At 57.5% G+C, this 25,492-nt stretch carries 21 protein-coding genes; 12 read left to right on the top strand and 9 right to left on the bottom strand.

Going from position 1 to position 25,492, the window contains the following annotated elements:
- Nucleotides 1–59: 59 nt before the first annotated feature.
- Nucleotides 60–1,850, bottom strand: coding sequence for a sodium:solute symporter family transporter (locus ACUNV4_RS24340; protein ID WP_430881242.1), 1,791 nt, complete (start codon nt 1,848–1,850; stop codon nt 60–62).
- 348 nt (nt 1,851–2,198) lie between these two features.
- Here ACUNV4_RS24340 and ACUNV4_RS24335 point away from each other — a divergent pair, with 348 nt between their 5' ends.
- The 3 genes from ACUNV4_RS24335 to ACUNV4_RS24325 are packed head-to-tail and all read left to right on the top strand — an operon-like array spanning nt 2,199 to nt 5,147.
- Nucleotides 2,199–3,560: a cobyrinate a,c-diamide synthase gene (locus ACUNV4_RS24335; protein WP_430881241.1), complete on the top strand. Its 1,362-nt coding sequence runs from the start codon at nt 2,199–2,201 to the stop codon at nt 3,558–3,560.
- Nucleotides 3,560–4,207, top strand: a complete 648-nt coding sequence (locus tag ACUNV4_RS24330) for a helix-turn-helix domain-containing protein (RefSeq protein ID WP_430881240.1) — start codon at nt 3,560–3,562, stop codon at nt 4,205–4,207. Before ACUNV4_RS24335 ends, ACUNV4_RS24330 begins: the two co-directional genes overlap by 1 nt.
- Nucleotides 4,208–4,250: 43 nt before the next feature.
- Nucleotides 4,251–5,147 carry a DMT family transporter gene (locus ACUNV4_RS24325; RefSeq protein WP_430881239.1) on the top strand — a complete coding sequence of 299 codons (897 nt, stop codon included), beginning with the start codon at nt 4,251–4,253 and terminating at the stop codon, nt 5,145–5,147.
- A gap of 54 nt (nt 5,148–5,201) precedes the next feature.
- On the opposite strand, the gene ACUNV4_RS24320 is transcribed toward ACUNV4_RS24325, so the two are convergent.
- The 4 genes from ACUNV4_RS24320 to ACUNV4_RS24305 all read right to left on the bottom strand — a co-directional run bounded on the left by ACUNV4_RS24320 (nt 5,202) and on the right by ACUNV4_RS24305 (nt 9,977).
- Nucleotides 5,202–6,725: a YecA family protein gene (locus tag ACUNV4_RS24320; RefSeq protein ID WP_430881238.1), complete on the bottom strand. Its 1,524-nt coding sequence runs from the start codon at nt 6,723–6,725 to the stop codon at nt 5,202–5,204.
- A 258-nt stretch (nt 6,726–6,983) separates the two neighbouring features.
- A complete protein-coding gene (locus tag ACUNV4_RS24315) occupies nt 6,984–8,480 on the bottom strand; it encodes a tripartite tricarboxylate transporter permease (protein WP_430881237.1) in 1,497 nt (498 codons plus the stop codon).
- Between the two features lie 6 nt (nt 8,481–8,486).
- Nucleotides 8,487–8,975: a tripartite tricarboxylate transporter TctB family protein gene (locus ACUNV4_RS24310; protein WP_430881236.1), complete on the bottom strand. Its 489-nt coding sequence runs from the start codon at nt 8,973–8,975 to the stop codon at nt 8,487–8,489.
- A 9-nt stretch (nt 8,976–8,984) separates the two neighbouring features.
- On the bottom strand, nt 8,985–9,977 hold the full coding sequence (locus tag ACUNV4_RS24305; RefSeq protein WP_430881235.1) for a tripartite tricarboxylate transporter substrate binding protein: 993 nt from the start codon (nt 9,975–9,977) through the stop codon (nt 8,985–8,987).
- A gap of 312 nt (nt 9,978–10,289) precedes the next feature.
- Here ACUNV4_RS24305 and ACUNV4_RS24300 point away from each other — a divergent pair, with 312 nt between their 5' ends.
- From ACUNV4_RS24300 to ACUNV4_RS24285, 4 genes are all read left to right on the top strand, one after another.
- The gene (locus tag ACUNV4_RS24300; RefSeq protein WP_430881234.1) at nt 10,290–11,414 is read left to right on the top strand and encodes an NAD(P)/FAD-dependent oxidoreductase; all 1,125 of its coding nucleotides are present in this window, start codon (nt 10,290–10,292) and stop codon (nt 11,412–11,414) included.
- A 153-nt stretch (nt 11,415–11,567) separates the two neighbouring features.
- Nucleotides 11,568–12,203, top strand: a complete 636-nt coding sequence (locus ACUNV4_RS24295; RefSeq protein WP_430881233.1) for a GntR family transcriptional regulator — start codon at nt 11,568–11,570, stop codon at nt 12,201–12,203.
- Nucleotides 12,204–12,335: 132 nt separating this feature from the next.
- A complete protein-coding gene (locus ACUNV4_RS24290) occupies nt 12,336–13,382 on the top strand; it encodes an alpha/beta hydrolase family protein (protein WP_430881232.1) in 1,047 nt (348 codons plus the stop codon).
- A 159-nt stretch (nt 13,383–13,541) separates the two neighbouring features.
- Nucleotides 13,542–13,796 (top strand): DUF1272 domain-containing protein, encoded by a 255-nt coding sequence (locus tag ACUNV4_RS24285; RefSeq protein ID WP_430881231.1) that lies wholly within the window; start codon nt 13,542–13,544, stop codon nt 13,794–13,796.
- 16 nt (nt 13,797–13,812) lie between these two features.
- On the opposite strand, the gene ACUNV4_RS24280 is transcribed toward ACUNV4_RS24285, so the two are convergent.
- Both ACUNV4_RS24280 and ACUNV4_RS24275 read right to left on the bottom strand, forming a co-directional pair.
- Entirely contained in the window at nt 13,813–14,772 is a 960-nt protein-coding gene (locus ACUNV4_RS24280; protein ID WP_430881230.1) for an aldo/keto reductase, read from the bottom strand.
- Nucleotides 14,769–15,842 (bottom strand): ABC transporter ATP-binding protein, encoded by a 1,074-nt coding sequence (locus ACUNV4_RS24275; RefSeq protein ID WP_430881229.1) that lies wholly within the window; start codon nt 15,840–15,842, stop codon nt 14,769–14,771. Before ACUNV4_RS24275 ends, ACUNV4_RS24280 begins: the two co-directional genes overlap by 4 nt.
- A gap of 166 nt (nt 15,843–16,008) precedes the next feature.
- Here ACUNV4_RS24275 and ACUNV4_RS24270 point away from each other — a divergent pair, with 166 nt between their 5' ends.
- The 4 genes from ACUNV4_RS24270 to ACUNV4_RS24255 all read left to right on the top strand — a co-directional run bounded on the left by ACUNV4_RS24270 (nt 16,009) and on the right by ACUNV4_RS24255 (nt 20,458).
- Nucleotides 16,009–17,160 carry a mandelate racemase/muconate lactonizing enzyme family protein gene (locus ACUNV4_RS24270; RefSeq protein WP_430881228.1) on the top strand — a complete coding sequence of 384 codons (1,152 nt, stop codon included), beginning with the start codon at nt 16,009–16,011 and terminating at the stop codon, nt 17,158–17,160.
- A gap of 164 nt (nt 17,161–17,324) precedes the next feature.
- Nucleotides 17,325–18,590 carry an ABC transporter substrate-binding protein gene (locus tag ACUNV4_RS24265; protein WP_430881227.1) on the top strand — a complete coding sequence of 422 codons (1,266 nt, stop codon included), beginning with the start codon at nt 17,325–17,327 and terminating at the stop codon, nt 18,588–18,590.
- A gap of 113 nt (nt 18,591–18,703) precedes the next feature.
- Nucleotides 18,704–19,624 (top strand): carbohydrate ABC transporter permease, encoded by a 921-nt coding sequence (locus ACUNV4_RS24260; RefSeq protein WP_430881226.1) that lies wholly within the window; start codon nt 18,704–18,706, stop codon nt 19,622–19,624.
- A complete protein-coding gene (locus tag ACUNV4_RS24255) occupies nt 19,625–20,458 on the top strand; it encodes a carbohydrate ABC transporter permease (RefSeq protein ID WP_430881225.1) in 834 nt (277 codons plus the stop codon).
- Between the two features lie 72 nt (nt 20,459–20,530).
- Here the strand turns inward: ACUNV4_RS24255 and ACUNV4_RS24250 are convergent, their stop codons facing one another.
- Nucleotides 20,531–22,192 carry a BCCT family transporter gene (locus ACUNV4_RS24250; protein ID WP_430881224.1) on the bottom strand — a complete coding sequence of 554 codons (1,662 nt, stop codon included), beginning with the start codon at nt 22,190–22,192 and terminating at the stop codon, nt 20,531–20,533.
- A 606-nt stretch (nt 22,193–22,798) separates the two neighbouring features.
- Nucleotides 22,799–23,704 carry a LysR family transcriptional regulator gene (locus tag ACUNV4_RS24245; RefSeq protein WP_430881223.1) on the bottom strand — a complete coding sequence of 302 codons (906 nt, stop codon included), beginning with the start codon at nt 23,702–23,704 and terminating at the stop codon, nt 22,799–22,801.
- 133 nt (nt 23,705–23,837) lie between these two features.
- Here ACUNV4_RS24245 and ACUNV4_RS24240 point away from each other — a divergent pair, with 133 nt between their 5' ends.
- On the top strand, nt 23,838–25,436 hold the full coding sequence (locus tag ACUNV4_RS24240; protein ID WP_430881222.1) for a sulfatase: 1,599 nt from the start codon (nt 23,838–23,840) through the stop codon (nt 25,434–25,436).
- Nucleotides 25,437–25,492 lie beyond the last annotated feature (56 nt).

Below are 25,492 nucleotides of genomic sequence, written 5' to 3'. Positions count from 1 at the left end.
CATCCATGAAGGGTGGCTGTGTCGATCGGGCAGTGCTCATGCGTTGCTTCTCCGGATAATCAGGTGACGGCAGGTACCGGCGTACCGCGGCGTGCCGAGAGTTTGAGCAGGCAGCCTATGCCCAGTACGATACCACCGGTCACGACAAAGCCCATGACAGCGCCGGAGCTTTCTTCGGGTTGTGGCACCAGCAACAACAGGAAGATGCAGGCACCGTAGAGAATGGCGAGTATTCCGAGCTTGTTTCTCTGTTCAAGGTCGGCAGCTGTGGCGCCCTGTTCCCTGGATACAACCGGTGTTTCTATATCGGTGAAGAAGGATTCGACTTCCTGTGTTCTGGCTTCCGTGAGTCCGGTGTAGAAGCGTTTGGTAAAGAAGAAGAATCCCATGGTGACAGTCAGATGCAACACCATCGACAGAATGAAGAGCAGATCAGCACCTTCTCTGGAAGTGAATGTGATTCCCAGCAGGCTACCGAACATGTCGGCCGTCAGTACGAATTTCGATACCAGGGAGACGCAGAGTCCTACCAGTACCGTGGCCCAGGGAGCCCAGTCAGGCACACGCTTTATCAGTATGGCAAGGGTCAGAGGAATCAGGATCGGCATCTGGATCAGACTGCCTGTCTGCAGCATGATATCGAAGAGGCTGAGTTCCTTGAGTGAAGAGATGAACAGGCCGACCAGAACGATGACCAGACCGAAGCAGAACGTGAGGATCTTGCTCATGCGCATCAATTCGCGGTTGGTGGCAGTACCTTTCTTGAGAATCGGGTTGTAGAAGTTGAGCACCATGATGCCGGCACTGCGGTTCAGTCCGGAATCCATGGAAGACATCGTCGCGGAGAACAGGGCTGCAATCATGATGCCCACCATGCCGACCGGCATGACCGTGTCGACAAATGCAAGGTAGGCTGCATCACCTGCCTTGCCTCCCAGTGTCGGATACACGGCATTCAGATCGATGCCCATGACCGCCGTGGCCATGGGAGGCAGAAACCAGACGAAAGTGCCTGCGAACATGAGTACCGCTGCCAGCAAGGCGGCTTTCTTGGCGTTGATGCTGTCCTTTGCCACCAGGTAGCGGGATGCATCGAACATGTTGTTGGTGCTGAATATCTGCTTGGTGATGGACATCATGCACCAGACGAAGAACAGCGCTGCGTAGTTGAGGTTGTTGGTGAAGAGATCGCGGGGGAAATCCGTGACGACCTGCACCACACCGATTTCGGTCGCCACGAACAGCGTGGCAGTGATGGAGATGGCCATGATGACAAGCATCTGGATGTAGTCACTGGCCACCACGGCCCATGAGCCACCGGACAGTGAGACGAACATGACGATCACGCCCGTGATGACGATGGTCATCTCGATGCTGATACCGAACACGGCTGATGTGAAGATGGCCAGGCCATTGAGCCAGATGCCTGCCTGGATGACGCCGATGGGCACCTGAGCCCAGGTAAAGAACTGTTCATTGACCCGTCCGTATCGCCTCTTGATGGCATCGATGGGTGTGATGCAGCGGGTTTGCCTGAACACCTCGGCCACGAATAGGAAAGAGACAAAGTATCCAACGGCATTGCCGAAGAAGATGGCGGCAACCGACAGACCATCGGTGTAGGCCTTGCCAGCTGCACCGGTGAATGTCCAGGCGCTGAACTGAACCATGAAGGCGCTGGCGCCGGTCATCCACCAGAGCATCTTGCCGCCTCCCCGAAAATATTCACTTGGATTCTCGGATTTCCCGCTGAACATGAATCCGATGGCGACGATGAATATCAGATATAGCGATATCAATGCCAGATCAACCCTGCGCTCGAATATCATCGAGCCGATTTCTGTTTCCATGTCCGTGCTCCTCTCCTGAACTATTTGGTTCGGTGATCCTGATCAGCCGGTGATTACGGTCATACTGACCGTGAATCTGGCCTCGATATCAGAACAAGCTGTATCCGAGCATTGATGTCTTGTTGTTGTTAAAGATGCTTGATGTCTATTCTGATATATCAGATTGAGCTTGAAGTATATCAAGCTGCGATCAGAGTCGCAATATTTCAGTGATTAAATAGCCGTAGCCGTAATGAGTATTATTTTGCTGATATTTATCTGTATTATCTTGCAGCGGTTGATATAAGGGTCGTTGAACACATTCTTCGCATGATGGTCGGCTGTCGAAGCCAGGCTCCAGGACACCTCATGAATTCCAATTTTCTGGCTCCGCGGTTGGTCATCGCCGGCACCCATTCGGGGGTTGGAAAGACAACCGTGGCAACCGGCTTGATGGCGGCTTACCGACAACGCGGTGTTGCAGTCGCCTCGGCAAAGGTAGGGCCGGACTTCATCGATCCGGGATACCACTCGGTCGCTACAGGTCTGGCACCCAGAAATCTGGATGCCTGGCTGTGTGGTGCACAGAGCATGGCACCACTGGCCGCACGAGCCGGCCGAGAGGCTGAATTGCTGATCGTGGAAGGTGTCATGGGCCTGTTCGACGGTGCGGTGGATGGCAGTCCATCGTCAACGGCGGATATTGCCTGTCTGATTGATGCACCTGTCGTGCTGGTTGTGGATGGATCGGCGATGAGCGCGTCGATAGCTGCGCTGGTTCGCGGTTATCGTGATCATCAGCCAGAGCTGAATCTTGCGGGTGTCATACTCAATCGGGTGTCCAGCCCGCATCACCGTAGCTTGCTGGTGGAAGCGCTCGAATGCATTGGCGTCGAGGTACTTGGAACCGTTGGCAAGAATGACGCCTTGAGCTGGCGTGACCGACATCTGGGGCTGATTCCCGTGGAGGAACAGACATCCACTGTCACGGCGTCCATCAATCAGCTGGGTACCACCATTGCACAGTCTTGCGATCTCGTCCGTCTTGAAGTCATCGCCCGACGTGCCAGAGTGCGGGAGGTGCCAATGCAGCCCGGGCCCGACAGAGTGGGGGAGGCTCGTGTAGCCGTCGCGGCAGGAGCGGCTTTCAGCTTCCAGTATCGTGACAATCTGGAGGCTCTGGAGAAGGCGGGTGCCGAGCTTGTTGCCTTTGACCCTCTGGTCGACGAGCATCTGCCGTTCGACATTGATGGCTTGATCATCGGGGGCGGCTTTCCCGAAGTGTTCGGTGCACGTCTGGCGGAGAACAGGCGATTACTGGCAGAGGTGTCCAGCCAGGTCTCATCGGGCCTGATTACCTGGGCCGAGTGTGGCGGCTTGCTGTGGTTGACGAATTCTCTGGACGCCATGCCAATGGCTGCGGTAGTGGCAGCCAGGGCTGCCATGAGCAAGCGATTGACGCTCGGTTATCGCACGGCTACTGCGCTGTGCGACAATCCCCTGATGCAGTCCGGAGACGAAGTCCGAGGACACGAGTTCCATTATTCGCAGACCGAACCCGGTGGTGATGCTCTGTTGCTGAGTTCGCGCTTTGGCAGCCGGCAAGAGGGCTTTGCCAGTGCGACTCTGCTGGCTACCTATCTGCATCAGCACCTGGGAAGTCGGCCGGAGTTGGCCGAGCGCTTCATGCGAGTGTGTGTACAACGGCGTCTGGCGCGGGAGAACGCATGATGAGAGGAAGCTGTAGAATCTATCAGGGGGAGTATTCCAGTCATGAACATGACTTCGCGCAAGTACTGTTCGGACTGAATGGTTGTCTGGAGCTCGATCTGGCAGGACGGGCGGCACGCGTCGATGGCACGACCGGGCTGGTTGTACCGGCCGGTATGCCGCACAGCTATGGCACTCGTTGCGATACTCAGGTCTGGGTGGTCGATGCCTATCACGGTAGCGGGCTGGATAGAATGAAGGCCTTTCAACTGCCATCTCGATGGCAAGCGAGCATCGGCACGGCACAGCTGCTGGATTGCATTGCCGCTGCGCCACGCGCTTTGCAACGGCGTGCGCTGAACCCGGAAACCTTGCAGAATCAAGTACGGAAAAGCCTGCATGAAGAGTGGTCGATCGCTCGCATGGCCGCGTGGTATGCCTTGTCCGTGCCGCAGTTTCATCGTCGCTGGAAGGCGTTGACGGGTGAATCACCGCAGCGATGGTTGCGTCTCATTCGGCTGGAGCATGCAGCGCAGATGCTGCAGCGTGGACTGACGCTGGAAGTGGTCGCGGCTCGCACAGGTTATGGCTCGGCCAGTGCTCTGTGTCAGGCATTGCAGCGCGAGCAGGGCAAGGGTGCCCGTTTGTTGCGACAGGCACCGCGATAGTTTCACGACATTCCTCTGCCTCATTCCGAGGCATGCTGAGGGCATGGAACACAAGAGAACAACGGGCATCATTCTGATTCTTGCAGCGGCAATGCTGTGGGGGACTACCGGTACTGCTCAGACATTTGCCCCCCTGGGACTGTCATCCTACTGGGTCGGCACCGGTCGGCTGGTGGTTGCAGGAATCTTCTTTCTGATACTGCTGACGGTCAGGGACATCAACTGTCTGCGCTGGAGTCGATTGCAGCCTTTGCCCTGGGCGGCGATAGCGTGGGGTGCTGCCGGCATGGCGGTCTACAATCTGGCCTTCTTTGCCGGTGTCAGAGCAACGGGTGTGGCGGTGGGAACTGCCGTCGCGCTGGGCAGCGGTCCGCTTTGGGCGGGGCTGTTGCAGGCGCTGATCACTCGGCAGAAGCCGCGCGGTATCTGGTGGGTGGCTGTCAGCATTGCGGTAGTCGGCCTTGTATTGACCACCTTCAATCCGGACGAGGATGCCAGCCTGTCGGTGACGGGACTGATCCTGTGCCTGCTCAGCGGTTTATCCTACGCCTGCTATGCACTGGCGACCAAGCATATTGTTGCTCATTCCACTCCGGCAGTCGGCACGGCAACGGTCTTCACACTCGCAGCCTTGCTGGCTCTGCCGTTTGCCTTTCTTCTGGCCGGCCAGCCGCAGTTGCATGTAGCCGACCTGGGAGTGATGGTGTGGCTTGGTGTGGTGGCTACCGGTGTGGCCTATTTGCTGTTCAGCAGCGGTTTGCGCCATGTCAGCAGCGCGACGGGGGTGGCGCTGGCATTGGCAGAGCCGGTAACAGCCGTGGCGTTGGCCATCCTCATTGTGGGAGAGCGGCCGGGCATGACCGGTTTGCTGGGGGTTGGCCTGATACTCGGGGGGCTGGCACTACTGATTCGTTCGGAGCTGTTGACGGTTCGGAACTGATCGCTTGACGACAAGCCCTTGTCCCAGAGCACGGTTCACCCAGGAGGACGCTCGTCAAGCCATCCCCAGTTCCTTCCTCAGAGTTCCGATCGGGGCCTTGAAACTCGCCATGGGGCCTTCCTGAGAAAGTTGCTCATCCCTGTAGGCGTATTCATCAAACAGTGCCTCAAGCAGCTCTCGCCCCTCCGGAGTACGTGCAGCTTCACGCGGTGCCTGTCCATGCAGGGCAGGCAGTGACTCATCGAGCCATTGCTGCCAGTGTCGTTGACTCATCGCTTCAATCTGTTGACGGATCTCGGGTGAATTCATCAACTCCTGTTGCTCGGCATCACTCAGCTCGGGCTGCGCCGGTACGCCGGGGTGGGCTGACTGCAGTTCTTCGATGTAGCGCAGGCTTGCGCTTCTACCGAGGCGTCGCTTGATCTTGCGCTGTACCGCCTCCGAGCGTTCTTGCGAATTCACTTCAATGGTCAACGTCTGTCCATTGATCGACAGGCGTCCGTTGACCGTGTTTTCCAGCATCGAGTTGGCAGAGCGCTTGACCAGCCAGGGAAATTCGGCTGTCTCCAGTTCGCCGGAACTGTCAAAGCCCGGATTCGCGGAGTGCAGCACTCGCTCAGCACTTTCACCGTTGCACAGCGTGGCCAGCTTGTCGAAGGCCTCCTGCGGACTGCAGCTGAACTCGTAGACGAGCTGCAGAGGCACGATGTCCTCCCCGTCGGTATTCTGCATGATCAGAGGAGCAGGGTTGCGGATCCTTTCGGCCAGCCGGTGATAACACGCGCGGATCTCCAGATCATAATCGTGGCGTACATCGATCTCCGACAGTGTGACCTTCAGACGTCCCGCCTCGCTCTCTCTTTTCAGCGCCTCCATGCCCTTGCGAATATGGTTACGCAGATCGATGATCTCATCGGTGAAGACGGGTGGCAGGGCCGTCATGCCGGTACCTGCCAGAATGGCGACGTCTTCCGATGCCTTGAGTACGCGAGCGAACATGATCATGCCATCGAAGGCCATGCGAGAGGCAGAGATGTCCTGGACAAAGGTACGCTCACCGGTGATCATGTCTTCGATGTCCATTCCCTGTTCCGGGCGAACATCGAGTACCTTGTGAAAGGAGAACTGCGCAGCGCAGGACAGTTCGATGAACCGGCGCTCCTCTGCGCGAAGCCGAGATCCTTTGTCACGCAGAAAGCCTTGTGCCGGATTTTCCATCGGCGGCAGGTCCTCCTCATCCAGCTCGCCGTCCAGTTCATGCAGGAATTCCTCAAGTTCAGGCTTCCAGTTGTAGATGATCCAGGGGGTAAATGCCTGAACCATCTCATGATGTATTTCGTCATGAACCGGAATGTCATCTGGCCAGCAGAAGTATTCGTACTGTGCCATCCAGACCGATTGCTCGCCGTACAGAGCTTTCATGTAATCGAGTATCTGCCCGGCAAGCCGTTCCTCGATCTTTCGGAGTCGGCTCGCATCGAGGGACAGAACGTTCGCACGCTGCTCCTTGAGGCAGCATTTCTTGTGTTTCAGTCCACTGCCACAAGGGCAGGGATCATTGCGTCCAATTCTGCTCATGGGTGACATTCTCGATTCAAAAGGGGCCGAGTGCAATGACTATTCGGATTACGGGTACGTTTTGATCATTCTGGGCTGGTATCACTCCGTCACTGACGCCGACATATCGGTTGTCATGTCACGGTTACGCTTGATAGTGGGGCACTCTGCCCGCGATGGCAACTGACATCATGATACGGCTGTTGGTATCTGGATGAAGATGTCGTGCTCCGCCCACGGCAAACAGCAGTGGGCGGAGCATCGAACGCTTGCCAGTTCTCAGCTTGTCTGTGGCTTGCGTATCAGGCCGACGAGCAGTCGCATCAGCGGGATCAGCCAGATCACGATCACGATGACACCCAGCGTTGCCGCAATGGGACGTGAGAAGAAACCCGAGAACTCGCCATCGGCCTTGATCATGGAAGACATGAAGTTGCTCTCGAGCATGGTACCCAGCACGATGCCCAGGATGGTCGGTGCTACCGGGAAACCGTTGCTTTCCATGATGTAGGCCAGCACGCCCATCACCAGCATGACGCTGATGCCGAAAACGGTGTTGTTGATGGCGAAAGCGCCAACCACACAGAACATCAGGATGATGGGTATCAGTACCTTGCGCGGTACATGCAATATGCGTCGTGACAGCCGAATGGCCAGAAAGCCCAGCGGAATCAATGCCAGGTTGGCAAGGAAGAACACGATGAATACCGCATTGATCAGCTCGGGCTGATTCATGAATACGGTAGGCCCCGGGTTCATGCCTTTCATGTACAGCACACCAATGACAATGGCGGTGATCGAGTCACCCGGTATGCCGAACACAAGCGCCGGTATCCAGGCTCCTGCCACCCCTGCATTGTTGGCCGTGCCCGAATCCACCAGGCCTTCCACATGGCCTGTACCGAATTTTTCGGGTTCGCGAGAGAATCGCTTGGACATTGCGAAGGCGATCCACGCGGCAATATCGGCGCCGGCACCCGGCAGGATACCCACCACAGCGCCGATGACCCCGCCACGAGCAACATTCAGCTTGTAGCGCGAGAGAATCGAACCGATTCCCTTGAAGACATTGCGAATGGGCTGTTGCGGAGCGGCTTGCTGACTGCCCGGCGAGGCAACGAAGCGCATCACTTCCGAGATGGCGAACATGCCGATCATGGCTGGAATGAAACTGATGCCGCCCATCATTTCGACGCTGCCGAAGGTGAAACGCGGATGCCCGGCGGTGACATCGATACCGATGGTGGCGATGAACAGACCGATCAGCAGCGATACGAAGCCCTTGAGTGTGGAGCCCGATGAGACCACAACAGCACAGGAGAGTCCGAGGCAGGCGAGCCAGAAGTATTCGAACGAGGAAAACTTGATGGCAAACTCGGCCAGAACCGGTGCGGTCATGGTCAGCACGGCAGCGCCCAGTACCCCGCCAATGGCAGAGCAGACGAGGCTGACACCGAGCGCCGTTTCCGCCTGGCCCTTGCGGGTCATGGCATAGGCTTCATCGCAGTACGCCGCAGAAGCAGGTGTACCTGGAATACGCAACAGGGCTCCGGGAATATCGCCGGCAAAGATCGCCATGGCTACCGTGGTGACGATGGCTGCAATGGCCGGTATGGGTTCCATGAAGAAGGTAAATGGAATCAGCAGTGCTGCCGCCATGGTAGCGGTCAGGCCGGGAATGGAGCCGACGAACAGTCCGAACAGGGCTGAGGCCAGCATGACCCCCAGCACCTTGACGTCCAGCACCAGCATGAATGCCTGTAGAAAGGTGTCCATGTCGCTTTACCTGAACAGGGTGCTGGTGATGCCTTCAGGCAAGGGCACCAGTAGCACGCGTGAGAACAAGAGCTGCAGAACGATGGTCACGATGACCGCGTAGAGCAGGGAAGCACCCAGTGAAGATCCCAGTCGGTACAGCAACAGTGACAACAGGATGATGGCCAGTGGAATGAAGCCGACAAAGTCGGACAACAGGATATAGGCAATCAGCGCGCCGGGCACCAGCATCATGTTGATGCGCGTGGCCGGGTCTTGTGCCCAGTCACCCCAGCGCAGCCAGGGGGCATTCTCCGCACCGGCAGTGCGTCGTTCTCGCAGACCGCGGGCAATGAGCATCAGGCCGCAGGCAAGCAGGCCACAACCGATCAGTATGGGAAACAGACTCGGTCCGTAGGCCTGCCCGTGCAGCGCAGGAAAGGTTGTGCTGTACGCGATCTCCGCCAGGGCGAAGATCACGAGCACCAGACCTGAAACAGCGTCATTGAGTTGCATTGACGCTGATTACTTCGCCATGCCGACAGCTTGCATGACTTCGCCGAGTGAGGCGTCACTGTCGGACATCCAGGTGGCGAAATCGTCACCCGACTTCCAGACCAGCCCGAATCCTCGTCCGTTCATGAACTCCTGAAATTCAGCAGACTTCCAGACCTTCTCCAACGCAGCCGTGAGCGCCGTAGTGACCTCTTCAGGCATCCCCTTGGGGCCGGCAATACCGCGCCAGGCTGCCATCTGCCATTCGATACCCGTTGCCTCCGCAAGCGTTGGAACATCGGGATAGGCATCGAGGCGAACATCATTCATGAGCGCCAGGGCCTTGACCTTGCCGGCATCGACCAGTGCAGAGGCTTCAACGATCGAGCACGTGACGATGTCTACGCCTTCAGAGACCAGTTCCTGAAGGCCGGGAGCGGCACCCTGAGACGGTACCCACGGCGAGGCATCGGGGCTGATGTCGGCACTGTTCAACATGCCGGCCATGGCCAGATGCCAGATGCCACCCTGACCGGTTCCGGATGATTTATGTGCACCGGGATCCGCCTTGACCGCATCGATGAGGTCCTGGGCACTCTGCCAGGGAGAGTCGGCACGGACCAGCAGGCTGGAAGCATCGGCGTTGTACAGGGCAATCGGTGTGTAGTCTGCGCCAGTCAGCTCTGTCAGGCCCGCCCAATGCATCATGCCGATTTCAACGGTGACGACGCCTACCGTGTAGCCATCCGGTTTTGCATTGGCAATGGCCGAATGACCGACCACGCCACTACCGCCGGTACGGTTGACCACGTTGAAAGGCTGTCCCAGCTCCTTCTCAAGCAGTGAGCCGATCATGCGGCCAGTGGCATCGGTACCGCCACCTGCGCTCCACGGCACGATCAGGGTAACGGGGCGCTCGGGCCAGGCAGCCATGGCCGAGGTCATGGTACCGGCAAGCATCAGCGCAGCAATACCGCCGCCAATGACGCTCTTGCCAAATGTTTTCATCACTTTCTTGTACATGAACTGCTTCCTCACTAGTGGTAGGAGTTGAACGGTGTGGTGCTGCAAAACCGGCCTGTGACGGGGCATGTTGCCTTGCAGACTGCAGATGCCTCGAACACTCTGTCTGCCTCCCTGGAGTTTGGTAGTCACCAGGTTCATGAGTCTCCATCCGTAACAGACCGAGCTAAAAATCATACATCAATCCACCAGAATAGATAGACGGGCTTGTTGGCACCGCCGCAAGGCATGGCGTCGGGCTTGTCAAACCGGAAGCCATGCCGTTATCGTGGCGTCCTCGATTTTCCCTGGATGAAGCGGATTGATATTGACATGATCGACTATCTGATAATCGGGGCTGGTATATCCGGCGCTGCGGCGGCCTATGAGCTGGCATCGCATGGCAGCGTCGTACTGGTCGAGGCTGAGGCCTCTGCCGGGTTTCACAGTACCGGACGCAGTGCTGCGCTCTACACGCCCAATTACGGAAGCGAGCTGGTTCGCAGAATCAACCGGCTGAGCCATGGGTTTCTGCTTGCGCCGCCGGAAGGGTTCTGCAGGCAGCCGCTCCTGTCGCCTCGGGGCATGCTGAGCGTCGCCTCGATCGGGCAGGAATCGGAGCTGTCGGAGCTGATAGCGCAGGGTGGCGCTGAGGTCGAATGGCTGGATGCTGCGCAGACCCTGTCGCTGGCACCCTTTCTGCGCGAGGAGCGTGTCATCGGTGCTGCGTATGAGGCAGGTGTTGCCGACATGGATGTGGATGCCCTGCATCAGGGGTTTCTGAAAGGCATGCGGCAGCGCGGCGGGGAATTGTGGCTCGACAGCAAGGTCAGTGCACTGCTGCGCAAGGACGATGGCTGGCAGGTTGATCTGGGTGAGCGACAACTGCGGGCTCGCATCGTGGTCAACGCGGCCGGTGCCTGGGCAGACGAGGTGGCAGAGCTTGCCGGAATCCGTCCCGTGAGGCTGGTCCCCAGACGTCGTACGGCAATCCTGGTGGATCCACCGGCAGGTTTGTCCCTGGCAAACGTGCCGGCACTGGATTTCATCGGCGTGGATAATTACATCAAGCCTGACGCCGGACAGTTGATGGTCTCGCCGGGAGACGAGACGCCAGTCGTGCCACATGATGTTCAGCCCGACGATATGGATGTTGCCGTGCTGGTTGACTGGTTGGAGAACGAAACCCGACTGGAAGTGAGACGGCTCGAACACCAGTGGGCCGGGCTGCGCAGCTTCGTGGCTGACGGTGCGCCTGCGGTGGGTTTCGATTCAGCGCACAGCGGCTTTTTCTGGCTGGCCGCTCAAGGGGGCTATGGCATCATGATGTCCTCGGCCCTGGCCCGGGCCAGTGCCAGTCTGATCACGCAGAGTGTCTTGCCGCAGGATTTCCTCGACGCCGGTGTCACGGCATCCGAGTTGTCGGTGAATCGTCTTCGTGAGCCGAACCGGGGGTGATTGCCTGGCTGTGGTAACGCTGAATTGCCTGTTGCAATCGACGAGCTTGAGTTATCATTGAAGGCCGATCTCAGGTGTATTCGCTTGCCGGACATCGCCTGTAATAGCAATCAGTGATGAGCAGCCTGGTCGTTGGCCAATCGAGGAAGCCCTGTGTCGAAAGTGGCGGTGTACCAGCAATTCCGGGAGCGTCTCATGTCTGGCGAGTTGTTGCCGGGACAATTCGTGACGCAGAAGGAGCTGGCCGAGCTGGCCGGTGTGCCTGTGGCAACGGCGCGCGAAGCCATCCAGAAACTCGAGCATGAATCGCTGCTGAAGATTCATCCGCAGCGCGGTATCCAGATCACCGATGTCACCACCAAATTCATTCGCGAAGCCTTTGGCGTGCGGATGGTGATGGAGCTGTCGGCAGTTCGCAATCTGGCATCCGGTGAACACGTTGATGCAGTCAGGCAATTGCTGAGCGATACCCGCAAGGTTCTGGAGCAGGCGAGAGAGAGCGCGTCTGACTCGCTGCTCGAAAAAGCGGTAGAGGTCGATTGGGAAATGCACGACCAGATCATCGATCGCATGGGAAACGATCTGCTCAGTGAGATCTACCGGGTGAATGCCGCTCGTCTGCGACTGATCAAGGTCAATAACCGGCTGTCTACCGACAGAGCAATCCGGGCTCTGGAAGAACATGTCACCGTTCTGGAGCACTGCGAACGCGGTGAGCCGGAAGAGGCGTCCCGGGCGCTGGAAAAACATCTGCTCATTGCGATGGACAGGGCGTTGCAGGGCAAATGAGGACAGCGATCACGCCTGCCGACCGGCGATGATTCTCATGCACGGCGATGAACAGCATCGCTGTCTGATTGAAGACGGGGAGTCGTTGTGCGATACACATCAGCCTGTCAGGTCCGATACCGGAGAATGCCATTGAAGTGCCTCATCGTTTCCGTACTCTTGCTGCTGGCTGTATCCGACGTGTATTCGGATTCTGATGTCGCCGGTGTTCGCCGAATTGCCGTGTCCGACCTCGATAACGAGCGTGACGTGCAGGCAATGGTCTGGTATCCGGCCGGGTCCACGGGTGTGCCTGAGTCCATTGGTGCCAATGCGGTATTCTCGGGAACGGCCGCCTTGCCGGATGCCGCTGTAAAGGCAGGCAGATATCCCCTGATTCTGTTATCTCATGGTGGTTTTCGTTCAGCCCCCGGTAGTGCCAACTGGCTGGCCTCTGCACTGGCAAGGCTGGGGTATATCGCTGCCGTCGTGATACCACCGGACATGGCTTCGGGTCCACCCTCGGCAGAGGTGTTGAAGGAATTGGGGCTCAGACCGCAGGATCTGTCTGCCGCGATATCGACACTGACAACTCACGACATCTTTCAGAAGAGCATCGATGCCGAGCGGATTGCTGCGGTGGGGCTCTTTCTGGGTGGCCACTCGGCTCTGGCGCTGGCTGGAATCCGTCCGGATGCCGCTGAACTGGCCAGCTCCTGCACCCGTCCGTATCGCTCTCTCGATTGCGAATGGTTTGCCGGTGGAGGGGTGGATCTGCAAGCCGCAGACCTGGACCCCGCACTGCAAACGGTTCGGGATCAACGGATCAAGGCGGTGGTTGCTGTGGACCCGGAGCTGACTCATGCCGCATCTTCCGAAGGGCTCGATGCACTGAGTGCTGCCATTCATCTTGTCAATGTGGGGCCCTGGGCTGATGCAGGCTCGATGTTGAACGCGTCAGAACTGGCCGCCCGAATCTCCGGTGCCAGCTACGATACGATCCCTGACGCGGGGAGGTTCAGCACCTTCGGTGACTGCACAGACAAAGCGGTGGCAATCCTGGAGGAAGAAGGAGAGAGTACGCTGTTGTGTCAGGATGGTGATGCCAATGCAAGTCGTGCCATGATTCACAAGTCACTTGCGGCACTGGTTGTGAAGCGATTGAACGAGACATTTACGGGTGACAAGCAGTCTCGATGAGGCATGTGATCAAGCGCAGGAATCGCCGCCGGCCGTGCGTTGCCAGGCTCGCTTCATGCCGGTGTCCATGGACACCACCTCGACGGTGTGCAGATACCGACTATCATCGGCTGGCCAGCAATGATACTGTTCGCTCGTTGACGCGAAACGGAGACGACAATGCTGAAACTCAAGCCGAACTGTGAATGCTGTGATACTGACCTGCCGCCGGAGTCCACGCAGGCCGTCATCTGTACGTTCGAATGTACCTTCTGCAAGTCGTGTGCTGAAGACCGATTCGACAGCATCTGCCCGAACTGTGGTGGCGAGTTGCTCCGGCGGCCGATTCGTCCGGCAGACAAACTGGTGCTCAATCCTCCCTCTGACCAGCGTTTCGTGAAAGCACACCCGGAGTGTGCCGGCCTTCTATCCTGAAGTGGTGTTGCCGACTTCAGCTTGTCAGTCGCAAGGCGTCGGCAGCTTCCCAGAACTCCTCGGGGATTGCCTGATTCATCAACATCAGGTTTTCCTCGAGATACTCCACTCTTCCGGGGCCGGTCAGTACCGAGATCACCTGTTCGTTACGTAGCGGGAACTGCATGGCAGCCGCCGCCAGGCGAATGCCGAATTGTTCGCACAGGGATTCCAGTCGACCGACATGGTCCAGTACCCGTTCGCTGGCCGGCTGGAAGTTGAACAAGGCTCCCGGGCGGGCACCGGTGGCAAGAATGCCCGAATTCAATACACCACCCATGACAAGTCCGGTATTTCTGGTCTTGCACAGTGGAAGCAGCGTCTGTTCGGCAGTCCTGTCCAGCAAGGTGTATCTGCCAGCCAGCAGCAGCAGGTCGAGCTCGCACTCATGCAGTACATCCAGACAGACCTGTGCATCGTTGACGCCCAGGCCGAAGGCCTTGATGACGGCCTGCGACTTCAGTTCCTGCAACGCCCTGACACCGGAATCAAGGAACTGCCGGAGATGGATGTCAGCCTGGTCTGCGTGTGTGAAGGTGCCCAGATCGTGGGCGTACAGGATATCGATACGACTCAGACCCAGGCGCTGAAAGCTGTCTTCCACCGAGCGCATGATGCCATCGTAGCTGTAGTCGTAATGCTGACTGAAGGGCAGAGGTTCGACGAATTTGTTCAGAGGGCCGCGTGCCTTTCTGTCGGCCTGCAGCAGTCGCCCGACCTTGGTCGACAATATCCAGTCCTCGCTGTGGCGTGAGCGCAGGAAATCGCCAATGCGACGCTCAGCCAGGCCTTGCCCATAGTGCGGCGCCGTATCGAAATAACGCAAGCCTGATGCCCATGCCTGTTCGAGGACTGCATTGGCCTGTTCCTCGTCTACTGCTTCGATGATGCCGGCTATGGCAGCTGTGCCAAACGATATTCGGGGTAAGCTGATCATGGCTGTTGCGGCAAGGGCAGACTGAGCTCGGTATCCGCATCGAACAGGTAGTGACGCTGCACCGGACCGGTCAGCTTGACCGTGTCGCCGACCACAAGCGGCACATGATCGCGAAGGGCTGCCAGGAACGGACTGCCGGCAACACTCAGACTGACATGGGTCTCTGCACCTGTGGGTTCCACGACCTCCACTCTTGCATTGAAGCCTGTTTCATCGATGGCCAGCGAGGTATGTTCAGGCCGCAGTCCCACTAGCAGCTTGCGTCCCTGAGGTTGGCCGGTTGTCAGGGTGATGTGTTGTCCGTCCTCGAGTCTGACCTGCGATTCACTGACCACGGTGACAGGCAGGATGTTCATCGACGGTGAGCCGATGAAGGTGGCCACGAAACGATTGGCAGGCCGATCATACAGTTCCAGCGGAGAGCCGACCTGAGCAAGTTGGCCGGCGTTGAGTACGAAGATCTTGTTGGCCATGGTCATGGCCTCGATCTGGTCGTGAGTGACATAGACAATGGTGGACTGCAGCTTCTGATGCAAGGCCTTTATCTCGGTGCGCATCTGTACACGCAGCTTGGCATCAAGATTCGACAGAGGTTCATCGAACAGAAAGACGGCGGGATCCCTGACAATGGCGCGCCCCATGGCCACTCGCTGTCGCTGCCCACCGGATAGTTGGCGAGGGTATCGGTCCAGCAGATCACTCAGGCCCAGAATGCTGGCCGCATGACCGACCTTTTCGTCCTTTTCGCTGGCAGGTGCCTTGGCCAGTCGCAGCGAAAAGCCGAGATTCTCCGCCACCGTCATATGCGGATAGAGCGCGTAATTCTGGAACACCATGGCAATGTTGCGTTCCTTGGGCAGCAGATCGTTGACCCGGACATCACCGATATGAACGTCTCCCCCGGTGATGCTCTCCAGACCGGCCAGCATGCGTAGCAAGGTGGATTTTCCGCAGCCGGAAGGACCGACCAATACGGCAAATTCACCATCTTCGATGGTGGCATCCATACCGTGGATAACGGGCTGGCGTCCATACGCCTTGCTGACATCCGAGAATCTTATATTGGCCAAGGCAAGTTCTTCCGGTAAAGGTTGATGAGCATCGTCTGCCAGACAGTGCAGTCAGGGCTGTGTTGGATGATGGTTGGTGAATGATTTCTTGTCAACCACTGATTAATCAGTTATAAATCAGTTCCCCTCACACGATGCTGCGCCGATCTTGCGCACAGGAGACTGCTTGACTGCCTCGTTCACACCGGACCGGTTCGAAGTATTTGCGCTGTCTCGTGCAGTGGATGGCGGCCCGAAATCCTCTCTGGCACCCATGCCCACTCGCAATGGGCTTCTGATCAGGGTGACAAGCCGGGAAGGTGTCAGCGGCTGGGGTGAGGCCTGGTGCAACTATCCGCCACGTGGCAACCATTCCAAACTCATGCTCTTGCAGGATGTGGTCTTGCCGACGATGTTGGGCAGGCGTGTGGACCGATGGGATGCACTGCGGCCACAGCTGGAGCAGGAATTTTCCAGAATGATGATTCATACCGGAGAATACGGTCCGTTCACTCATTGCATTGCTGCATTGGACATGGCTGTTGCCGATATCGCAGCGCGTCTGCAGAATCAGTCACTGGGCGAGCTGTTGTGTGCCAGCGGTGCTCCCGAGCCGACGGTTCGAGTCTATTGCAGTACACCGGATGTCGAACGCCTGGAGACTCTGATTCCCGAATTCGAAGCGGCAGGGCATGATTGCTTCAAGCTCAAGGTGGGCTTTGACAGCGAACGTGATTTTCGGGTCATCGATCGCTTCCGTGACTGCGCGGCACCGACGACCAGTCTGTGCATGGATGCCAATCAGAACTGGGATGTCGAGCAAGCCAGCCGATTCCTGAACAGGCTCGAAACGCAGGCGGTGGAGTTTGTGGAAGAGCCGATCTCTGCCGATGCGCCAGCCGGTGACTGGCAGTCTGTGGCCAGAGCCACCTCGGTACCCTTGGCCGCTGGCGAGAACATCACGTCCGAAGCGCGGTTTCGGGAGCATATCGATGATCGCTCGCTGGCCGTGGTGCAACCTGACGTGGCCAAATGGGGCGGTGTGTCCGGCGCTCGAGATGTCGGTCGTCATGCTCTGGCGCAGGGGAGTCGATGCTGCCTGCATTACATGGGCACGGCGCTGGGGCTTGCCGCATCGATGCATTGTCTGGCCGCCATGGGAGGCGATGGTCGGGTGGAACTGGATGCCAATCCGAATCCGCTGCGAACGGCACTGGGTGAGCTGGATCTCACCGTCAGCAAGGGTTGCCTGAACGTGCCGACAGGCAAGGGAATCGGCTTCGAGCCAGACCCGCAGTCATTGACCGACTTCAGTGTCGCGCAGTGTGACGTTCACTAGTGTGCCGCGGTGAGTCTCCAGTCGCCCCCCTGCTGCAATGCACTTGTTTGACGTGTGTCAGCCAGGCCTGCCTGAATGTACCTTGCCGGTGACGCGCCGTGGAGCCTGGCATTCTGAAACACCGAATGGACGGATAACCAATATACCACCAGAGGAATGACATCATGTTCGTGAAGAAAGGTATCGTAGTCTCTGTATCTGCAGCCCTGGCACTGTGTGCCGGATCAGCGCTGGCCGAGACAGCCATCAAGTTTCGTTTCAATGACAGTGAGCGCGAAGAAATGCGCGCGGCACTGGACGAATTCGAAAGCATGAATCCGGATATCAAGGTCGAATTGCAGACCATATCCTGGAAGGATGCCCGTGATCAGTTCCTGCGTGAAGCGGCAGTGGGGCAGGGGCCGGATGTTGTACATATCGCATTCGTGTGGACCCAGGAAATGGCCGAGGCCGAGGTGGTCATGCCGATCGAGGAACTGGTGCAGTATGGTGAATTTGCCAACGGCTTTGACGATTTCATTGCCACCGATCTGACCGAATACGAAGGCAAGGCCTACGGGGTGCCCTGGAGCGCGGATACCTGGGCCATGGTTTATCGAACCGATGTGCTGGAATCAGCAGGCGTGGACGGTTTGCCCACCACCTGGAGCGAGCTGAAGGCTGCCAGTTCTGCGGTGAAGGAAAAAACCGGCAAGAACGGTTTTGCCTTTGCTGCAGCCAATCAGATCTGGTTTCCGGTGAATTACTACCTGTGGTCGAATGGTGCCGGATTCGTGGTCGAGGATGGCAATGGCGGCTACAGGATCGGTGTGAGCCAGGCACAGCTGGTAGAGGCCATGGATTACTTCAAGAGCTTCATCAGCGATGGTGAGGCTCCGGAATCCATTGTCACGATCGACCAGCCGCATGATCCAAGCTTGATGCAGGCACTGCTTGACGGCAATCAGGCGGCTGCACTGATGCCTACCAATACGTTCAGGCAATTGTTGAGTGCCCATGAAGAAGCCAACCCCGGTGAGCCGGTACCGTTTGCATCCGGACCGATGATGGCAGGCAGTGGTGAGCCGCAGACCCATCTGGGTGGACGGACGCTGGTCGTCAACAGCAGTACCGACAACCCTGAAGCGGCCTGGAAGCTGGTGCAGTTCCTGACCTCTGCCGAGCTGTTCGAGAAGTACTACACCAACCAGTTCCCGGCACAGAAATCTCTGCTGGCGCAGATCGACTATCGTCCTGAAGAGTCCGGTTTTGCGACTCAACTGGCCAATCACACACGTACCTGGGGCGCTTATGCTCAGAGCAATGCGCAGATGGGGCAGCTGTGGAATACCACGTCACGGGCGTTTTCCACTGCCTTGTCAGGTCAGAAGAGTTCCGAAGATGCTGCGGCAGAACTCTTGTCCGAGCTGGAAAGGATGCTGGGTAACTAGCACTTGATTCCGTCCCCCACCATGAACGATACATTGCACCGGTTCCTTGCCATGTCAGATGGGCATGTGCGGCGAACCGGTGCTCAGTGTGCCACACACCTGGAGCACCTTTGATGAGACTCTCACCCGGTGCGCGTGAGCGATTGACGATTTTCTGGATGCTGTTTCCCACGTTTCTCGTGATCGTGGGTTTCTACATCTATCCGACACTCTACAATCTGGAGCTGAGTTTCACCGACATCACTCTTCTGAAACTGAGAAAGGGTGGTGACTGGGTCGGTCTTGCCAATTACTGGGAGTTTCTCAGGAGCAGCTCCTTTTTCGATATCGCATTGAACACCGTGTTCTGGCTGACGGCTGTGTCGGTGACCTGTCGCATGATTCTGGGTCTGCTGTTTGCACTGTTACTGAATGCCTCTTTCCTGAAACGAATGAAGTTGTCGACACTGGCTCGACTGATTTTGCTGGTGCCCTGGGCAACACCGCCGGTAGTGGCGGTCATTGCCTGGCGCTGGATGTTTGATCCGACACACGGCGCAATCAACAGCTGGCTGCTGTCAACGGGGTTGATCTCGGATCCCATCGCCTTTGTCTCCAATCTGTCGACCGTGTGGCCAGCCATCAATACCATCATTGTCTGGAATACAACACCACTGGTCGCCATCTCCTTGCTGGCAGCCCTGCAGACGGTACCGCAGGAACTCAATGAAGCGGCATCCATCGATGGGGCGACGAAATTCCAGGAGTTTCGATTCATCACCTTGCCGTATCTGATTCCGACCCTGTCGGTGTTGACATTGATGTCGGTGATCTGGACGTTCAATAATTTTGTCTATGTGTGGCTTGCCACGGGTGCCGGGCCAGGAACTTTCACCAATGTACTGGCAACCGAGGTCTATCTGAAGGCGTTTGTTGATCTGCGCATTGGCTACAGCGCTGCCATTGGTGTGACCATGGCCATCGTGATGGCCCTGTTCGGTGCCTTGTATTTTCGTCTTTTCGGGGTAGGTGACATGCAGGAGAAGGTCGGGTAGATGTCCATTCAACAACGTATGACGCCATCCCTGCTGATCGAGCGCGGCAGTTTGCTGCTGGGTTTTCTGCTGTTCGCCATCTTTCTGCTATCGCCCGCCTATTTTGTCTTCAAGGGCTCCTTCGAGAATATCTCCGTGTCTCTGGTGGCCAGCGATGGCGGCTGGACGCTGGACAACTACGTGAAGGTCTTTTCCAGCGGTTATTTCACGTATGTGGTGAACAGTCTCGTGGTCTGTGTCACTGCCACGGTGCTGGGTTGTACCGTGGCCCTGTTTGCCGCCTACGGTCTGTCACGTTTTCGCTTTCGCGGCAGAAGCCTGGTCTTCGGTTCGATCCTGGGTGGTCAGTTCTTTCCCTGGATCATCCTGGTGAATCCCATCTTCATCCTGTTCGCACGCGGTGGTCTGATCAACAGTCATATCGGCCTGATTCTGTGCTACACCGCCTTCATCACGCCCTTCACCATCTACTTGTTGGTGGGCTATCTGACGACGGTGCCGCGTAGCCTGGACGAGGCGGCCATCGTGGATGGGGCATCGCGTTTCACGGTGATTCGCCTGATCATCCTGCCGGTCATCTGGCCGGGTATGGTGGCGGCGGCAACATTCGGCTTTCTGCAGTGCTGGTCGGAGTATCTGTTGGCGCTGGCACTGATCACGGATGACTCCATGAAGACCATACCGCTGGGGTTGTATCAGTACTTCGGCGATGTGCAGATTGACTGGGGAGCCGTGATGGCAGGCTCGGTAGTGGCAACCTTGCCGACCTTGTTGCTGTTTCTTCCGTTGCAGAAGAAGCTGGTGGCCGGCTTGACCTCAGGGGCGGTGAAGTGAGTACGGGTCTGCGCCACCCGCCGTGAGAGGGGTGGCGCAGATTCCTGCAAGGGTGGGGATCACATCGCGTTGCTACGCGGTGTTCCGGTCTTCACGTAGCGATTGTCGCAAGCCGATGAACAGGCTCACGCACAGAACCAGCAGTACGATGGTAAACGGAAATCCGGTGGATACCGCCATGGCCTGCAGCGCGGTGAGTGCTTCGGAGCCGCCCACCAGCAACAGCGTTGCTGCCACCACACCTTCGAAAGTACACCAGAACACGCGCTGTGCTGCCGGCGCGTCTGTCTTGCCGCCGGCGGTTATGGTGTCGATGACCAGAGAGCCCGAGTCGGAAGAGGTGACGAAGAACACCAGTACCAGAATGATACCCAGCATCGAGGTGACGGTGGCAAAAGGCAGGTTCTCCAGCATGACGAACAACTTCAGCTCCAGTGCTGCGTCCTTGACCGGTGCGGCAGCATCAGCAACTACCTGGGCAATGGCAGTTCCACCAAAGGCGCCCATCCACATCACGCAGACCAGGGTAGGAATGATCAGTACACAGAAGATGAACTCGCGAACGGTTCGGCCACGGGAAACGCGGGCGATGAACATGCCGACAAAGGGTGACCAGGAAATCCACCACGCCCAATAGAAGGCAGTCCAGCCTTGCGAGAAGTTGGTGTCTTCACGGCCGAAGGGCATGGCCAGCGGAATGAAGTCCTTGACGTAGGCGGCACCGCCCGAAATCGTGGTGCTGAATATCTCGGCGGTTGGCCCGACAATGATGATGAACAACAGCAACAGGCCGGCCAGTGCAATATTGACCTCGGAGAGAATCTTGACACCACCATCGAGGCCGCGCAGTACGGAGATCAGGGCCAGAGCCGTGATGGCGGCAATCAGTATGACCTTGGCGACACTACCCGTGCCCCACCCGAACAGGTAGTTCAATCCAGCCAGTGCCTGCTCCGTGCCGAAGCCCAGGGAGGTGGCCAGGCCGAACAGGGTGGCGAAGACTGCCACGATATCGATGGTGTGTCCCCACCAGCCCCAGATGCGTTCACCCAGAATCGGATAGAAGGCAGAACGCAGTGTGAGTGGCAGACCTCGGTTATAGGTGAAGAAGGCCAGTGCCAGTGCCAGCACGGCATAGATGGCCCAGGGATGCAGCGCCCAGTGGAAGATGGTAGCGGCCATGCCCAGATTGCGGGCAGCAACCACATCGTCAGCTGCGGCGCCCAGAGGGGCCCAGTCGGTTCTTGCGGCGCCCTCGACGGTCGTTCCGCCCATGGACGAGGCAAAGTGCGACATGGGTTCCGAAACGCCGAAGAACATGAGGCCGATACCCATGCCAGCGGCAAACAGCATGGCAAACCAGCCCATGTAGCTGTAGTCCGGCGTGGCATCCTTGCCACCCAGTCTGACGCTGCCCAGCGGGGTGACCAGCAGCATCAGGCAAAAGAGCACAAAGATGTTGGCGGCACTGAGAAAGAACCAGTCAAAGGTGGAGGTCAGTGTCGGACGCAGCCAGCCGAAGAACTCGGTGGCCTGTGTCTGAAAGGCCAGTGTCAGAAATACAAAGGCGACAACGGAGAGCCCGGATATGAGAAAGACGGGGTTGTGTATCTCGAGCCCGAAGGGGTTGATGTTGTCCTGGCCGAGTTCGAAATCGGTGTCTATCGGATGCGGTGCATTCTCCATATGCGCATCAGTAGAATCCGGTGGAGATGCGTCAACACGTTCAGTCATGCGAATTTGTCCTGTTCATGTGGTTATCCTGGATGGCGTGACGAGCTGGCGATGGCTCGCGCAAGAAAGGCGACGTGACGATAATGGCTCGTGATGGAAAGGCAGAGGCGCCATCTGCGCCGCCTGTTGCCGGACGCTCTGCGGAGCACGGTTGGTGGCAACAATGAAGGTGACTGTTGGTCACCTGATGAGAAGGTGAAGTCTACTCCAGATTGGAGGATGCTTCCACCTCGGGTTGTAATAATGCAAGTATGCTCCATGCTGTGGGTAATTCTTCATCTGACACCATGCCCTGATGCTGTTGACAATGACTGTCGCGCTGGTATGCCTGATACGGAATTCCCTGAAAATACGGTGTTTGCGTGCATTACAGGGTAACAGCACCGGTCTTGTGATTTTTGCCGGCATGTAGTGTTTGCCGTCGCTTGAACGCCGGAAGACGCAGCGAGAAAAGAGGCGGGATCAGGTCAAGTGAGCAGAATTCAAGGATGATGTGTGTTTACGCGACCAATTCACGCTCTGTCAAGGAGAAGGGGAGCCGTCACGAATGAGCACAGAAGGACGACGCTGCTGCGGGCAGTAGCATCCCTCATCGTAGGCAAGGTTTCATGAAGTCGATGATTTCGACCGGCACAGTTCGAGTATTCGTTTGACAATCGGATACTCTCGCAATGATTCGCGGACATAGGCTCCGCCGGGAAGATTGGCGATGCTCGGGTTGGTAACGTAGGTTCTCAGTCGACAGCCACTGCTGCTCAGATTGATGGCTGGAGCCAGCTGTATGGGAGCGGAGATGACGAACGGACCATGACGCGCCATTTCGAAGGCCAGTGCAAATGAGGTGGTATACAGGGCAATGGTGGGTTTGGGGGCGCCGCAGGCATCAAAGGCGGCAAAGACCCGGCTGCCACTTTCCTCGGATTGGCCGTACACGATCCATGGGCGATCGGACAATTCTGCCAGAGGCAATCTGTCGCGGGCGTTGCGTGTGTCTTCTTCGTGCAGGATGACACCATGCTCGATCTGCTCGAACGGAATGAACCGTATCTGATCGGAGGCGTTGACGGTTTCATAGGTGCCGAACACCATGTCCAGTTCGCCAGAACGAAGCATGGGAAGCGACACATCATTGATCTCTCCGATCATACGCAGCTGGGTTCCGGGGAATTCGGGTTGAATCTGCGCCAGGATGCTTCCCAGGTAGTGGATATGGAACAGCGGGCCGGCTCCTATCCTCAAGGTCTTCAACATGCCGGATTTCTGCAGAGCCACCGACTCCTCGGCCTGCAGATAGGCGACCTGAATGGCCCTGGCCCGCTCCAGCAAGGCTTCGCCGGCTGTTGTCAGTCGCATGCCATGGGAGGTCCTCTGCAGCAAGGGGGTGGCGTAGTGCTGTTCCAGCTGCTGCAGTCTCTTCGTCAGAGTTGGCTGCGTGACATGCAACTGCTCGGCGGCCGACGAAACATTGCCGGTTTCGGCCACCGCGATGAAGGCCAGAAGGTTTCGGTCCATGGCAGTCCTGATATTCCGAAAATGAATATCATATCACCTTAAAATTCATTGGATCTATATCAATTCTCACTGTAGATTTTCAGTCAGCTGGAGGTGCTGCTCCAGGTCTGTGTTGGCTACCGATGAGATTTTCATGCGAACGATATTCGTCCTATTCGATTCACTGAACAGACTGGCCATCGGCGCCTATGGCGGAACCACGATCGCCACTCCCAACTTCGATCGCTTTGCCAGAAGGGCCAGGACATTCACGCAGCATTATGCCGGCTCGCTGCCTTGTATCCCCGCACGCCGCGATCTGCATACCGGCAGACTCAATTTCACGCATCGTAGCTGGGGACCGTTGGAGCCTTTTGATAATTCGTTTGCCGACCTTCTGAGCAAACAGGGTGTTTACACCCATCTGGTCTCGGATCATGCCCATTACTTCGAAAATGGCGGCTGGGGCTATGCCAACGCCTTTGACAGCTGGAACTTCATTCGCGGCCAGGAAGGAGACCCCATGCATGTCATGACGGTGCCGCCGGTGCAGCGCTTGCAGGAGCAATATGACGAGCGGCATTATCCGTTTGGCAGCATTGCGGCTGACGGCGGCAACGTGACGGAAGGCAATACGCCGCGCAAGGAGTTGCGTCGTCTGAGACATGCCGTGAACCGCCTGGTCATGCAGGATGAAGAGGATTTTCCGACGGCCAGGTGCTTTGCATCCGCCTTCGACTTTCTGGACGTCAACCGGCAGAACGATGACTGGTTCCTGCAGTTGGAGTGCTTCGACCCTCATGAGCCGTTTACGGCACCGGAACGATTTCGCGACGCTTACCAGAGTGGTTACGAGGGTGGCATTCTCGATTGGCCTCGATACGAGAAGCTTGCCGAAACGGAGCAGGAAATACGCGAGATTCGCGGCAATTACGCCGCACTGGTTGCCATGTGTGATGAATACTTCGGACGCTTGCTGGACTGGATGGATGAAGAAGATGCCTGGACCGATACCGCGCTGGTGCTCTCTACCGATCATGGCTTTCTGCTGGGCGAGCATGAATGGTGGGCAAAGAATCGAATGCCGTATTATGAGGAGATCTCGCACATACCCCTGATGATCTGGCATCCGGAGCAGAAAGGCGAGTCAGGTGAATGCGATGCGCTTTCCCAGACTGCCGACCTGATGCCGACCTTTCTCGATTTCCACGGGGTGGATGCGCCACCGGAAGTGACAGCCCACTCGTTGAAGCCTTTGCTCTCAGGTGGTGACAACGAACGCGAGTCGGCGATATTGGGGATGTTTGCCGGGCCCATCTGTATCGTGGATGGACGATACTCCTACTTTCATTTTCCGGTGGATGTCGAGGCGCATTTGCCAGCATATACCGTCATGCCGTCGCATATGGTCACCCTGTTCGAGCCCGCAGAGCTTCGGAATATCAGCTTGAGTCGTCCATTCGACTTCACCAAGGGCATGCCCTTGTTGCGTATCCCGCAGGTGGAAGAGGTGAATGAGAGCGGTTACGACCTGGTGCGGAACTGGACGGAAGGGTCTACGCTGTTTGACCTTTCCAATGATCCGCAGCAGCAATCGCCGGTGGATGATCCGGAAGTGATTGCCCGCATGCAGGCAGGCATCTGCTGGCATCTGGATCGACAGGATGCGCCGGCTGAATGCTATGTCCATTATGGTTTGCCATTGCCTGAGCAACGAAACGCCGAATGCGGCGCGGATGCCAGGCTTGCATGACAGGCAGCTCATGCAAGGCAATCGTCCGCGATTCATCCATCGCGACACGCATGCTT

The sequence above is a fragment of the Granulosicoccus sp. 3-233 genome, from assembly GCF_052681095.1.
Note: the sequence above shows the minus strand (reverse complement) of the source record. Positions and strands in the feature narration are given on the sequence as shown.